The organism is Enterococcus sp. DIV1758 (genome assembly GCF_051711985.1).
Classification (GTDB): domain Bacteria; phylum Bacillota; class Bacilli; order Lactobacillales; family Enterococcaceae; genus Enterococcus; species Enterococcus faecalis.
Genome location: NZ_JBIOOA010000001.1, coordinates 2,492,815 through 2,505,147, shown reverse-complemented (window position 1 = coordinate 2,505,147; position 12,333 = coordinate 2,492,815). Strand labels below are relative to the sequence as shown.

The following is a 12,333-nucleotide window of genomic DNA, read 5'->3' as shown; positions in this document are numbered from 1 at the left end:
TTCTTTTTAAAGCAACTAGCTATTTCATTGTCGAGTACGGTATAATATGAATAAAAAAAGAAAAAAGGCGGTGGTTTCACTGAGTGAATTGTTAGAAGTCTCTTTTTATCCGAAGGCTTTGCCACATGTGGCAAAAAGAGTAACCATTTTCGGTCCGTTAAGTGAACAGGAGCTAGTTGAGCAATGGCAACAAAAACAGTCATGTGCTAGACAGGACGAAAGAACAATAATGCCAGAAAAGCTGTTACAGCAATCAGCTAGCAAAAGTTATTTAAGCATCCGTTGTTTAGGACTGACCTTAGACCCGAAGATTTTGCTAGAAAAGTTGCAACACTTGTTTCCTCTCTTTATCTGGACAAAGGGACAAGCCGAAACAAGCGATACAGAAAATTGTTATTTTTGTGAATTTATACCAATCTGTTCCAATGCGGCACAACCTTGCAACCTCGAAGCAAGCTTACAACAAATGAATTATCCAACCACGCAATCATTGGTAGAAATTGTTAACGAGTGGCTAAATAACGAACGACAAATAGAACAAGCATCCGTAACGGGTACATATTATCAACAGGCAAGTTTACCCCAACAAGTGGGCAGCCAATCTGAAATAAAAACAAAAGAAGAGCAGCAAATTCGATTTCTACAAGAAAGCTTACGACAAGAAAAAGCAGCTAAAGCGCGCATGAAAGTAGCGAAAGAAAAAGCAGAACAAGAGCTATTAAGATTAGAAAAAGGGGTGTTCGCAAGTAGTTGGGCACACTTCGAGGAGCAACAAACTAAGGAATTAGAGGAAGAGGAATGGTACGATCTCGTTAAAATTGATTTGTTTTACTACGATGAGTTATCAAAAAAAGCTAAATTCCTGAAAGAAGCTTGGGAGATTAATCAACAATTATTAAAGGCGTTCCCTCAAAAAGAAGGCCCTACTTTTTTACCAGAATTAGCTCACCATGGTCGCGTGACCTCTTTGACAGACCAAGTTTCTGAATTAGAGATAAAAACGCTCTATGAGCAAGGCGTGTTAATCAAGGAACGAATGAAGCTTACACAAGGCTCCTGGCTAACCAAACCAAGAGTGAAACTTTATCAAATAGACTTGGAACAATTAGAAAGAATTGGCACACTGTTTGATCTTTTACAAACAGAAAATCGTTTAATTGAGGTCGCTTTGGCGCATCCCTAAAATAAAAGAAACCACCAACCTGCAATCGCCAGGGTTGGTGGTTTCCATTTATTTTATAAAGACTTCAATATTCTAGTGAATTTGACGTTGGTGACGATTGGCTAACGTGCTGACTTTCATGACAGAAGCAACAGGAATCATGCGCAACTGTTGTTCATCCGTTTGTAAACGAACGACGATATTGTCCGAAATATTTTTTGAGACAATCCAGCCGATCACCGTTTCGAATTTATGCGCTGTAGGGACTTCTTTCAATTGTAAGACCACTAAGGATTTTTGGGCGGCAGCGACTTGGAGCTCTTGTAAAAGCGCACTGCGTTCCTTTTCTTTATTCTTTTGATCTTGAGAATCTTCTAAAAATGCCGAAAAGAAATGTTGGGAAGAGAGCGTAATCAGTTTAGAAATGCTCTTGATGGTAGCTTTATGTTGATCCATTCTTCTGCCTCCTTTACGAATAAAATAGAATAAAACTCAAATGACTAATTACCTGTATTTTACCTAATTTTGTGATAAAATTCAAGAAAATATGTTCGCCTTCAATAATTATGAGAATTTACCAACGTTTCTGTTTTTCGAAAAAGAAAGTAGTATAATGTGTGAGCATATAAGAAATACATAAGATTATCGGATGTAGTCAATAGATAGAAAAGGATGAATAGTATGTCAAAAAAACCATCAGGTTACCAAAAAAAAGTTCTCACGGTGTTGTTGGTATCGTTTGGATTTGGCGGATTGTTAGCGCAGTTTTCGCCGATGAAATCAGGTGGGTTTTCAAGTTGGTTTGATGATTCATATGTTAAAGCTAGTGCTGAATCAAGTAAAACAAAAGAACCAGCACCAGTTAAAATTGAGAAAAAAGTCAAACCTTTAAGCTATGGACAACAGGTCAATCAAGAAATTGAAAAGAAGCAATATGATGGACATCTGGATTTGCCGTTAGAATTGCAGACAGATGCTAAATGGAAAGACACCGCGTACGGATTTGGCAATGTAGATAAGCCGAATACAATCGAAATTAATGGCTGTGCGATTGTGTCGCTTGCAATGGTTGGTTCATACATGGATCACCAAGAAGTTACCCCGCTAGATGTGTTAGCTTGGGCAAAAAATGACTTCTTTATGGAAGGACAAGGGACGGCGTGGTCTATTTTTGGTGCGTATGCTGAAATGAAAGGCTATAACTGTCAAGAAATTGGGGATATTGAAACAGTGGCAGCTTTCTTGAAGGAAGGTCATCCAGTCATTATTTCTGTAAAACCGGGCTATTTCACTACAACTGGTCACATTATGGTGATGAGTGGCGTGGATGAAAAAGGCGATTTCTGGATTAATGATCCAAACGATTCAGAAGAAAAGGGCCATTCAAAACGGACATTTACAGCCGAAGAAGTGATGAATGAAGCGTTAAACTTCTGGGCATTTTATTAGGAATAAGAAAAGGTGTGGAACAACAGGCAGTGCCCTTTGTTCGCATCTTTTTTAGCAAATAAAAGGAGGCAGTACAATGGAGCGATGTACTTGGGCAACGAATACAACGGAAGAGATGCAAGCCTATCATGATGATGAATGGGGACGTCCAGTTCATGAAGAGCAACAGTTATTTGAGTTATTGACCTTGGAAAGTATGCAAGCGGGCTTAAGCTGGGCGATTATTTTGAATAAACGAGAAACGCTCAGAGCAGCTTATGATGCGTTTGATTATCGGAAAATTGCGCGATATGATGAGGAAAAAATTTTAGCTTTACTAGCAAATCCTGGTGTGATTCGTCATCGTTTAAAAATTCAAGCGACCATCACGAATGCGCAAGTTTTTCAAGAAATTCAGGCAGAATTTGGCTCCTTTGATCGCTACCTCTGGAACTTTGTCGATCAGCAACCAATCGTTAATCACTGGCAGCACCCAGAAGAGGTTCCAGCCTCCACGGAATTATCGCAACAGATTAGTCGAGCGTTAAAAAAAAGAGGATTTAAATTTTTAGGTGCCACGACAGTCTATTCCTTTTTACAGGCGGCGGGATTGGTGAATGATCATTTAGAAACGTGTCAGTATAAATAATAAAGGTCTCCTTCCAAAATTGAAGGAGACCTTTACTTTATTCTTTATACGCCCACTTGAAGTCGTATTTAGCACCGGTTGGATGATAAATAATTTCTTTCACGTTTGGTGCACGTAAGTGTGATTCTGCTTTTTGGTAAATTGGCACAACACCCATATCAGCAATTACTGTTTTTTCAGCATTGATTAGATCTTCCCAGCGTTTTTCAGGATCGTTAACATCTGTGGTTTTGGACGCAGCAATGAATTTATCGTATTCAGGATTGCTGTAACGTCCACGGTTATTAGAAGTTGAGCTTTCTAATAAATCTAAGAAGTTAATTGGGTCTGAATAGTCGGCACTCCAACCACGAACAGCGATTTGGAAATCCCCTTTTAAGGTACGATCTAAGCGAACAGCCATAGGGACAGGCGTCACAGTTACTTTTAAGCCTTCCAAAGTATCAGACAGTGATCCTTGAAGATATTCGCCCATTTTTTTAGCGCCTTCAGAGTCGTCTACCATTAAATCAACCGTTAAGTTGGAAACACCAAGTTCTTGTTTCGCTTTGTTCCAGTATTCCACAGCTTTTTTCTTGTCGTATTTGACTAATTTGTCGCTACCAGCTTCTTTAACAAAGTCTTCACCCGTTTTTGGTGATTTCGCGACATCCACAGGAACGAAGCCTTGTGAAGGAAGAGAGCCATTGGCTAAAATGTTTTTAGCTAATGAATCGCGATCGATGGCATAAGACATAGCACGACGTAAGTTTGCGTTGGTCAATGGTGATTTTTCATCTGCTTGATTCATTTCTAAATAGAAAGAAGAAGCGGCTTTTAATTGGACCAAGTCAGGCGAGTTTTGCATTTGTTGGGCCAGTTCGCCAGATAAATACGTATCATCCACTTCACCAGTTTCATAAAGATTTAAGGCAGTTGGGGCTTCTTTTACCACGTTGATAGCGACTTTATCTAACTTGACAGTCTCTTTGTCCCAATATTCTTCATTTTTAGTTAGAGACCATTTAGTATCTGTTCCGGGACCATCAAACTCAGTTAGTGTAAATGGACCATTGTAGACTGCTTTATCGCTACTCTTTGTATAATCTTTACCAAAACGTTCAACGATATCTTGACGTTGCGGCAAGAAAGAAGGGAAAGCCAATAAATCGTCAAAATATGGTGTTGCTGTTTCTAAAGTGATTTCCAATTCATGATCATTGATTGCTTTAATGCCCAATTCTTCTTTAGGTAGTTCCCCTTTAGAAATTTTTTCAGCATTTTTTACTGGTTCAAACATGTAGGCATATTCTGAAGCAGTGGCAGGGTCCACTGTTCGTTGCCAACCATAAACGTAATCTGCAGCAGTAACTGGTTTGCCATCAGACCATTTTGATTCTTCACGTAATTTAACTTTGTAAACTAAACCGTCTTCTGAAACAGTCGCTTTTTCGGCTGCACCAGCAGGCGCGGGTTTGTTGTCTTTATCTAAACGATAGATTCCTTCGTAGACATTATTTAAAGTGGTAAAACTCACTTCATCTGTCGCAAGGGACGGATCGGCACTAGGCATTTCTTGGGATTCAACCATTGTGTATACTTGGTTGTTGCTACCGCCGTTGCTTGCTCCTTTATCGTCACTGCCACCGCCGCAGGCCGCTAAAGCTAAGCTTGATAATACAAGTAATGAAGTAAATAAAACAGATTTCTTCATTTGACACGCTCCTTTTCATTTTTAGCAATACTCTCAGTATAATGTAAAAATGAAAAGGAGAAATTAAAAAATCGTTAGAAATGATTATTCTTTTATCAATTTTTAAAAAATGTCTAATCTTTTTTATGAAAAAAGTGGACAAACGTTGATAAGTAGAGATTTAAGGTGATTTCCATGCAGAAAACATTCGATTTTTGAGTATTTATTCATCATTGATTTGATTTTTTTGACATAAAATAAACATCCCTTTTACAAAAAACAAATGAGAAGAAAAAAAGATTGTTACAAAAGCAAATAAGTGCTTTTGTAACAATCTTTTTAATCTTTTAATCGTTGGATGTCAATGACAGTTCCTGTGTAGGCATCTGCAGTGAATTCGTATTGAACAATGCCGTCGTCTTCAATGCGGCAAATTCCTCCAGTATACGTTTTGGAGTGGATGGCGAATTTCCGCAAGGGCTTTTTCTCAAACTCAATCCACGAACCTTCAATCGGTCCTTCTTTTAAAAAAGCAGCTTTTACATTTTCTAAGACGAGATCAGCGGAGATTGTTTTTTTCTTATGGTAGAACAAGGTTGAGGCAATGCCGCCTACTAAACCAAGACCAACGCCTAGCGCTAAGCCGCCTTTAAAGTATGTCAACTCATTTTCTTCGTTCATTTGTATGACCTCCCTTGGTCGGTTTCTGCTTACTATTACTTTTGTCAGTATCACTCTTATTTTACCATAGAGAAGGGGCCGCTGAGAAATAAAAAAAGTTTTTCAATCATTCTTTTAGGGCATTCTCATTGTCACGTTTAAAAAGAGAAAGCGATGTGCATTTTCTAGTATTTGCGTTATAATAAGAGTGAAATCATATGAAAGGAGTACCTATTTTTATCGACAGGATAAAGTGACTTTTTAGAGAAAAAGTGACGCTTGGTTGGCGTAATTTCCAACAAATCAAAAGCAATAGGACATACATCTATGGAAGAAAAAACATTTCAACGAATCAAGGAATTAACTGAATTACAAGGAACCAGCGGATTTGAAGACGACATTCGCGCGTACATGAAAGAACATATCACCCCGTTAGTGGACGATGTTCAATATGATGGTTTAGGTGGTATTTTTGGGATTAAACGTTCAAAAGTGGAAGCAGCGCCACGCGTAATGGTAGCAGCCCACATGGACGAAGTTGGCTTCATGTTAACTCAAATTAACGATAATGGTTTATTCCAAGTGGTTCCTTTAGGTGGCTGGAATCCCTATGTTGTTTCAGCACAACGTTTTACGTTAAAAACAAGTAAAGGGAACTATCCATGTATTTCTTCATCTATTCCGCCACACTTGTTGCGTGGTACGAGTGGTCAAAAACAATTAGAAGTCTCTGATGTGTTATTTGATGCAGGATTCTCTTCAAAAGAAGAAGCTGAAAGCTTTGGCGTTCGTCCAGGGGATTCCATTGTTCCACAAACAGAAACGATTAAAACAGCCAATGGCAAAAATATTATCAGTAAATCATGGGATAACCGCTATGGTTGTACGTTGGTATTAGATGCATTGGAAACGTTACAAAATGAAGAATTAGGCCACACATTAATTGCTGGAGCAAACGTACAAGAAGAAGTCGGTTTACGTGGTTCTAAACCATCTGTTCATAAATTTAATCCAGATATCTTCTTTGCGGTGGATTGTTCAGCGGCAGATGATATTCACACGAAAAAAGGGACATATGGTCATTTAGGTGAAGGAACGTTATTACGGATTTTCGACCCAGGTTTGATCACATTGCCTCGCTTACGTGAATACTTATTAGATACAGCAGCGACACACAATATTCCGTATCAATATTTTGTTTCTAAAGGCGGAACGGATGCTGGGGCTGCGCACACAACTAATAATGGTGTACCAAGTACAGTCATCGGCGTTTGTGGTCGTTACATCCATACGCATCAAACAATGTTTAGTATTGCGGATTATGAAGCAGCGCGGGAAATGTTGTTACAAGCATTACGTGGCTTGGATAAATCAACAGTTAATACAATTGTTTACGGAAAGTAGAGGATGTTTAAATGATTTATCCCAATTCATTAGAAGAACTAGCAACTTATGTTGAAAAAGGTAAAAATGTTTTCTTCTTTACTGCTGATTGGTGCGGAGACTGTCGTTTCATTAAACCAGTCATGCCTGAAATTGAAGAAGCATTTCCAGCGTTTCAATTTATCGAAGTTGACCGTGATCAGTTTATTGACGTGGCTGCCGAGTGGAATATTTTTGGTATTCCGAGTTTTGTCGTAATTGAAAACGGTCAAGAATTAGGACGCTTAGTAAACAAAGACCGAAAAACAAAAGAAGAAATCAGTGCATTTTTAACTAGCTTAGGCTAATTTTCATGAACCAGAGGAACCATTAAATTAAGAGAGAATCAGCTGGACAAAAGGGCGTTCTGCGCAAGGGTCCTAAATTCATTTTTGACTCTAATTTCTTAGTCAAAGAAGCCTTTTAGATCAGCCTCCATCGGGAAGGTGACGAAAATGGAAGAACAAATGTATAAAAATATTCTTGTCGGCGTAGACGGTAGTGATCAAGCTAATTTAGCTTATGAACGTGCAATTGAGGTTGCTCGTCGAAACGGAAGCCGAGTCATTGTTGCAAATATTTTAGAAAATCAAGTGTATACAATGATGGGGTATTCGACGTTAAATGATCAATTAATTGATCAAGAAACAGCTGCTGCGGAAGAATTAATGGCCGATTGTAAAAAGTATGCTGAAAGCGTTGATTTTCATAATGTTGAAACAGTTACCATGTTTGGTTCGCCCAAAGAAGTCATGAGTCATGAATTACCTGAAAAATACAATGTTGATTTAATTATGGTGGGACAATCAGGATTAAACGCAGTCGAACGTGTGGTCATGGGAAGCGTCAGTAGCTACATTATTCGTCAAGCCCCTTGCGATGTCTTAATTGTTCACTCTGAAGAAAAATAAGTAAAAAAAGTTATTGATTGAATAGAGAGTTGACCTAACGTTTCTTTTGTTTTTTCAAAGGATCAGCGGCTTGTCACTCAAAATTGAGGACTTGGAGAATAAGTCGTAGCGACATATTTTCCAAGTCTTTTAGTTTTTCGACAAAAAAGTATGCACAATGGGTCAATTTTTGATAAGATAAGACAGGAAAACGACAGAGGAGGAACAGAAATGATTTTTGCATATAATAAAGAACACGTTGGCGATGTTTTACTTGTCATCGTTGCGGACGATCAAGGTGCGGAAAACCAAGTAAAACGTGTCGGCGATGTGGCACGTGTAAGTTTAGTTGAGGCACCAGAAACAGTGGTAGCTTGGAATATTTTCAATGCTTCAGCGCTTCTAGGCGACATTAATGGCACCGGCCAAGTAACTTTAACAGACGAGCAAATCGAAAAAGTCAATACAGCGATTAAAGATGCGGGATTTTCAGAAACCCTTGAAAAAGACGACACCCCTAAAATTGTGGTTGGCTTTGTCAAATCATGTAAAAAACACCCAGATTCAGATCATCTATCTATCACACAAACAGAAGTAGACAACGGCGAAATCTTACAAATTGTTTGTGGCGCACCGAACATCAAAGCAGGACAAAAAGTAGTTGTGGCCAAACCAGGCGCAATGATGCCTGATGGTTTAATGATTTGGCCAGGGGTTTTACGTGGGGAAGAAAGTTTTGGAATGATTTGTTCAGCAAAAGAATTACGTTTACCAAATGCACCTGCTAAAAAAGGAATCTTAGAATTGCCTTTTGATGCAGAAGTTGGTTCTGCATTTGCGGTAGGAGAATAAAAGAAACGATCAATAGAAAACTAGTGCAATAAAAAAGCATCATCCTATTTAGCCAAATAAATAGGACGATGCTTTTTGTTATGTTTAAAGATAATTATTATTCAAATGAATTAAAAATTCGGCTAGTTTAACAAAGGGACATTTTATATTAAAAATAGCTACATGTTCCAAATGTTAAAATATTTCTTTTTTTATTTATATAATAATTCAAATGTTTTTTTAAAAATAAAATCAATAGTTGACAGTTTTTTTTATATTTGATACCATTATTTTGAAATCGTACTCTAATCGTTTTCAAATAATGAAATGGAGGAAGAAAAAATGAAAAAAGTATTATTTGTTGGTCTTGTTTGTGTCGGTTTTTTTAGTAGTGTAGTTTTTGGTGGGAAATCTGTAGAAGCCGCAGTTGCTTATCCACATCCCCATTACAAAGATACTTGGGAGTATGGGGTTACAAAGTCAAACTACGCATATTCTTATTATTATTTAGAAGCTCCTGTTCGCTTAGGAAGTTATGCCTCTGTTACAGATGCATATGGAAATGTGAAAAGTAGAGCAAGATCGAATTATGGATGGGCTAGAGCAGGCGCGCAAAAACAGTGGTATTGGCTAGTCGCTAATTCATATTATGATTGGTATAATTTTTAAGATATAATATAATGAACAAAAATTGAGTGGAACGTTGGCTTTGTGGAATAACGTTTCGCTCAATTCGTCTATTGAGGGAGGTAATATATGAAATGGCGAATCAGTGTCTTGTTGATTATAACGGGACTATTAGCAGTGCTTTCTTTTAGCGAGATAAAAGAGTTTGGTAATGATCTTAAATATCCTGCAGAAAGTGCAGTGAATATTACTAGTTATAGTCAAGAAAGGGACAAGACTAGCGTTATTACTGAATTAGAGAAATTTGCTAAAGAACAAGACTTAGTTTTATTTAAACCAATTTATACAAATAATCATCAATCGACCTTTGTTTTTGGTCATGCACCTCGATGGTTGTCCAAATCAGATGGAAATTATACACAAGATAAACAATTATTATCTGATACAGAACTGACAGGTATGTATTATAGTAGTAAGCCTTTGAATAAAACAATGCAAAGCAAGTTAACTGGAAAAGGCTTCAAATACAAAGCAGGGGATATAGGTTGGTGGTTGGCGCCTCTTGATTTTTTATTCGGAAACTTACGCTCATATTCTGTATGGACAGTTTTTTTTATTTTCGCATTATTACTTTTCGCTATCAAAATGTTTTATTTGAAAAAAGCAATGATTCAGCGAAGTTTGGGACTGTTAAGAAAACAGATGATAAAGGAAATGAGTAGCGATATATTGGTCTTAATTTTATCAACATTGTCTATCATCTTGATCTTTTGTAGTTACCTGGGAAATATCACGAGTGTTTTTGTTAAGACATTTATTTTATTAAATGTAGTAAATATGCTCCTTTTGATTGTGATAAGTTTAATTTCTAATAGTCTTTTTTTCTTAAACGTAGCGTTGTTTAAACCTATTCAAATATTGAAAAATAAAGAAAATAAGACATTTGTTCAGGTCGTCTGGTTAATCGGTATTTTACTGGCTCTGTTTATTTTTGGCCTGACAATTAATGAAAGTCTGAAAGTAAATCGAACACTTTGCAATCAAATAAAAACGTTGGATCATTGGCAAGCAGCAGCAGATTTTGTGAAAATTGACTGGTTTGAAAAAAATACAGAACAAAAAAATGTGAAAGGTGAAGTGAAATGGGAAGACATTATCGAAGAAAGTGAAGAAAACAAACAATTTGTTCAATTTTTTAGTTCTGACGAATGGTTATATTCAAAATCTTCAGATTTAGGAACCGCTGAAGAAATGAACATCCCCGAATTAACCAATCAATTAAAGGAAACAGGCATTGATACGAAAATAGCACAACAAATACACTATGTGAATCCAGCAGTTGTCCAGAAAAATCGAAAAGAATATCCTGAAAATCAATGGCCTAAAGAGGCAAGCAAGCGAATAACAGTCTATGTTCCTGAAAAGTATCAAGAACAAATCGAAGACATCAAAAAAATTATCTATTATGAATGGTTCCAATATACAACAATAGATATAGAAGACAGTGACTTTAATAGTATTCCTAACGAACAAAAAACTTTTCTATTTAACTACCATGAGAATAATGATGTTCTTGCTCATCAAGAAGCAGAAGGTAAAATTATTGTAGAACTAGATTTTTCATTATTTCCATCAGAAGATGAGGTCTTAAATTCTTTGTATCCGCAAGTGGTTTTTGATGGATTATTTAAACAAGAAAAAGTCTTGCTAGCGTTGAAATCTTCTGGATTAAATCAGTCATTTAGTGGAATGACAAATGCTGCAAAAGCAATTTTTATCAAAAAAGAAACGCTAATGAGTCAGTTAAGAGGAACACTAATCGCTATTAGTGTTTTACTTATTGCACAATTTTTCGTGATTTATCAGTATGTAGTTACACAAGTTAGAAGTCGTGGGAAACAAATAGTGATAAGAAATTTACTAGGAGGCAATACAATTTTTGAGATTTTCAAGTGTTTGTTTTACTTAGTAGTAGGGATTATTTGTATAAGCAGTAGTCTTCTTTTTTATACAAAAAATTGGTTTATTTTTGCTAGCCTAAACTTTTTATGTTTGACAGAAGTTTCGCTCATGATATCTTGGGCGTTTTACTTAATTAAGAAGAAACGAGTCCAAATTATAAAAGGAGATTTTGAAATTTTATGATAAAAATAGAACATTTAGAAAAGCGATATGGGGGAAAGCAGATTTACACAGATTTAAATATACAATTGGAAAAAAATCATTCTTATGCTTTGGTTGGACCTTCAGGTTCGGGGAAAACAACGCTATTAAATGCGATTGGACGATTAGAAAAACCTACTGAGGGTAAGATTTATTTCGAGGGTAAAGATATTTGGAAAATGAAAGAATCTAAGTATTTTGGTCAATATTTGGGCTATGTTTTTCAGAACTATGCTTTAATGGATGAAGCAACGGTGTATGAAAATTTAAAAATTATTGATAATCGGTTAAGTATAATTGAAGCTTTAAAGAAAGTTGGACTTGATGAAAGCTATTTAAAAATGAAAATTTACGAACTTTCAGGAGGACAGGCTCAAAGAGTTGCAATTGCAAGGGTTTTACTGAAAAAAGCACAAATTATATTAGCAGATGAGCCTACAGGTGCGTTGGACGAAGTAACGGGTCAGTCGATTATTCAATTACTTTTAGAATTAGTTTCGCCAAATACAATTGTTATTTTTGCAACGCATGATCCACGAGTTTTTGAAAAAGTTGACCATGTTATTGATGTTAGTAAATTATAAAAAGAAGCATTCACAATAATAGGGGTATTGACAGTGGTTTTACTAGCAAATAATCTGTCTGAGTTAATGAAGTGTTATGGAAAAAGAGTCACAATTTAGATAGCTGATTTTTAGGTGATGAAAGTCAGTAAGAATATCTTTTATCCTAATCAGGAATTGAAAAAGTTGACCTTAGTAAAAACAGACAAAAGCACCTACAGAAATTCCCTTTCAGGATATTCTGTAGGTGCTTTTTCTTCGTGAGG

At 36.5% G+C, this 12,333-nt stretch carries 13 protein-coding genes; 10 read left to right on the top strand and 3 right to left on the bottom strand.

Annotated elements, in window-relative coordinates; all coding sequences use genetic code 11:
* Positions 1-46 precede the first annotated feature (46 nt).
* A complete protein-coding gene (locus tag IGJ52_RS12185; RefSeq protein WP_438792139.1) occupies positions 47-1,183 on the top strand; it encodes a hypothetical protein in 1,137 nt (378 codons plus the stop codon).
* Between the two features lie 72 nt (positions 1,184-1,255).
* On the opposite strand, the gene IGJ52_RS12180 is transcribed toward IGJ52_RS12185, so the two are convergent.
* Positions 1,256-1,618 (bottom strand): hypothetical protein, encoded by a 363-nt coding sequence (locus IGJ52_RS12180; RefSeq protein ID WP_002354999.1) that lies wholly within the window; start codon positions 1,616-1,618, stop codon positions 1,256-1,258.
* 216 nt (positions 1,619-1,834) lie between these two features.
* On the opposite strand from IGJ52_RS12180, the gene IGJ52_RS12175 reads away from it, so the two are divergent.
* Both IGJ52_RS12175 and IGJ52_RS12170 read left to right on the top strand, forming a co-directional pair.
* Complete coding sequence (locus IGJ52_RS12175) at positions 1,835-2,611, top strand: peptidase C39 family protein (RefSeq protein WP_002419589.1); 777 nt, start codon at positions 1,835-1,837, stop codon at positions 2,609-2,611.
* Between the two features lie 76 nt (positions 2,612-2,687).
* Positions 2,688-3,239 carry a DNA-3-methyladenine glycosylase I gene (locus tag IGJ52_RS12170; protein ID WP_002372857.1) on the top strand — a complete coding sequence of 184 codons (552 nt, stop codon included), beginning with the start codon at positions 2,688-2,690 and terminating at the stop codon, positions 3,237-3,239.
* A 37-nt stretch (positions 3,240-3,276) separates the two neighbouring features.
* Here IGJ52_RS12170 and IGJ52_RS12165 read toward each other — a convergent pair whose 3' ends face one another.
* Together IGJ52_RS12165 and IGJ52_RS12160 are read right to left on the bottom strand one after the other, a co-directional pair.
* A complete protein-coding gene (locus IGJ52_RS12165) occupies positions 3,277-4,932 on the bottom strand; it encodes a peptide ABC transporter substrate-binding protein (protein ID WP_002389392.1) in 1,656 nt (551 codons plus the stop codon).
* 318 nt (positions 4,933-5,250) lie between these two features.
* Complete coding sequence (locus IGJ52_RS12160; RefSeq protein WP_002355012.1) at positions 5,251-5,592, bottom strand: PepSY domain-containing protein; 342 nt, start codon at positions 5,590-5,592, stop codon at positions 5,251-5,253.
* Positions 5,593-5,898: 306 nt separating this feature from the next.
* Here IGJ52_RS12160 and pepA point away from each other — a divergent pair, with 306 nt between their 5' ends.
* From pepA to IGJ52_RS12125, 7 genes are all read left to right on the top strand, one after another.
* Positions 5,899-6,975, top strand: a complete 1,077-nt coding sequence (pepA, locus tag IGJ52_RS12155; protein ID WP_002355013.1) for a glutamyl aminopeptidase — start codon at positions 5,899-5,901, stop codon at positions 6,973-6,975.
* Positions 6,976-6,986: 11 nt separating this feature from the next.
* Positions 6,987-7,301, top strand: coding sequence for a thioredoxin family protein (locus IGJ52_RS12150; RefSeq protein ID WP_002355015.1), 315 nt, complete (start codon positions 6,987-6,989; stop codon positions 7,299-7,301).
* A gap of 147 nt (positions 7,302-7,448) precedes the next feature.
* Positions 7,449-7,904: a universal stress protein gene (locus IGJ52_RS12145; protein WP_002385249.1), complete on the top strand. Its 456-nt coding sequence runs from the start codon at positions 7,449-7,451 to the stop codon at positions 7,902-7,904.
* A gap of 210 nt (positions 7,905-8,114) precedes the next feature.
* Positions 8,115-8,735 (top strand): YtpR family tRNA-binding protein, encoded by a 621-nt coding sequence (gene ytpR / locus IGJ52_RS12140; protein ID WP_002361057.1) that lies wholly within the window; start codon positions 8,115-8,117, stop codon positions 8,733-8,735.
* Between the two features lie 321 nt (positions 8,736-9,056).
* Entirely contained in the window at positions 9,057-9,383 is a 327-nt protein-coding gene (locus IGJ52_RS12135) for a hypothetical protein (protein WP_010715459.1), read from the top strand.
* Between the two features lie 87 nt (positions 9,384-9,470).
* Positions 9,471-11,486 carry an ABC transporter permease gene (locus IGJ52_RS12130; protein ID WP_438792138.1) on the top strand — a complete coding sequence of 672 codons (2,016 nt, stop codon included), beginning with the start codon at positions 9,471-9,473 and terminating at the stop codon, positions 11,484-11,486.
* Positions 11,483-12,088 (top strand): ABC transporter ATP-binding protein, encoded by a 606-nt coding sequence (locus tag IGJ52_RS12125; RefSeq protein WP_002383287.1) that lies wholly within the window; start codon positions 11,483-11,485, stop codon positions 12,086-12,088. Before IGJ52_RS12130 ends, IGJ52_RS12125 begins: the two co-directional genes overlap by 4 nt.
* The last annotated feature ends 245 nt before the right edge of the window (positions 12,089-12,333 follow it).

Coding starts and splice junctions, on each gene's coding strand:
- IGJ52_RS12175 (WP_002419589.1), top strand. CDS start 1,835: ATGAATAGTATGTCAAAAAAACCATCAGGTTACCAAAAAAAAGTTCTC.
- IGJ52_RS12160 (WP_002355012.1), bottom strand. CDS start 5,592: ATGAACGAAGAAAATGAGTTGACATACTTTAAAGGCGGCTTAGCGCTA.
- ytpR (WP_002361057.1), top strand. CDS start 8,115: ATGATTTTTGCATATAATAAAGAACACGTTGGCGATGTTTTACTTGTC.
- IGJ52_RS12165 (WP_002389392.1), bottom strand. CDS start 4,932: ATGAAGAAATCTGTTTTATTTACTTCATTACTTGTATTATCAAGCTTA.
- IGJ52_RS12150 (WP_002355015.1), top strand. CDS start 6,987: ATGATTTATCCCAATTCATTAGAAGAACTAGCAACTTATGTTGAAAAA.
- IGJ52_RS12130 (WP_438792138.1), top strand. CDS start 9,471: ATGAAATGGCGAATCAGTGTCTTGTTGATTATAACGGGACTATTAGCA.
- IGJ52_RS12125 (WP_002383287.1), top strand. CDS start 11,483: ATGATAAAAATAGAACATTTAGAAAAGCGATATGGGGGAAAGCAGATT.
- IGJ52_RS12170 (WP_002372857.1), top strand. CDS start 2,688: ATGGAGCGATGTACTTGGGCAACGAATACAACGGAAGAGATGCAAGCC.
- IGJ52_RS12185 (WP_438792139.1), top strand. CDS start 47: ATGAATAAAAAAAGAAAAAAGGCGGTGGTTTCACTGAGTGAATTGTTA.
- IGJ52_RS12135 (WP_010715459.1), top strand. CDS start 9,057: ATGAAAAAAGTATTATTTGTTGGTCTTGTTTGTGTCGGTTTTTTTAGT.
- IGJ52_RS12180 (WP_002354999.1), bottom strand. CDS start 1,618: ATGGATCAACATAAAGCTACCATCAAGAGCATTTCTAAACTGATTACG.
- IGJ52_RS12145 (WP_002385249.1), top strand. CDS start 7,449: ATGGAAGAACAAATGTATAAAAATATTCTTGTCGGCGTAGACGGTAGT.
- pepA (WP_002355013.1), top strand. CDS start 5,899: ATGGAAGAAAAAACATTTCAACGAATCAAGGAATTAACTGAATTACAA.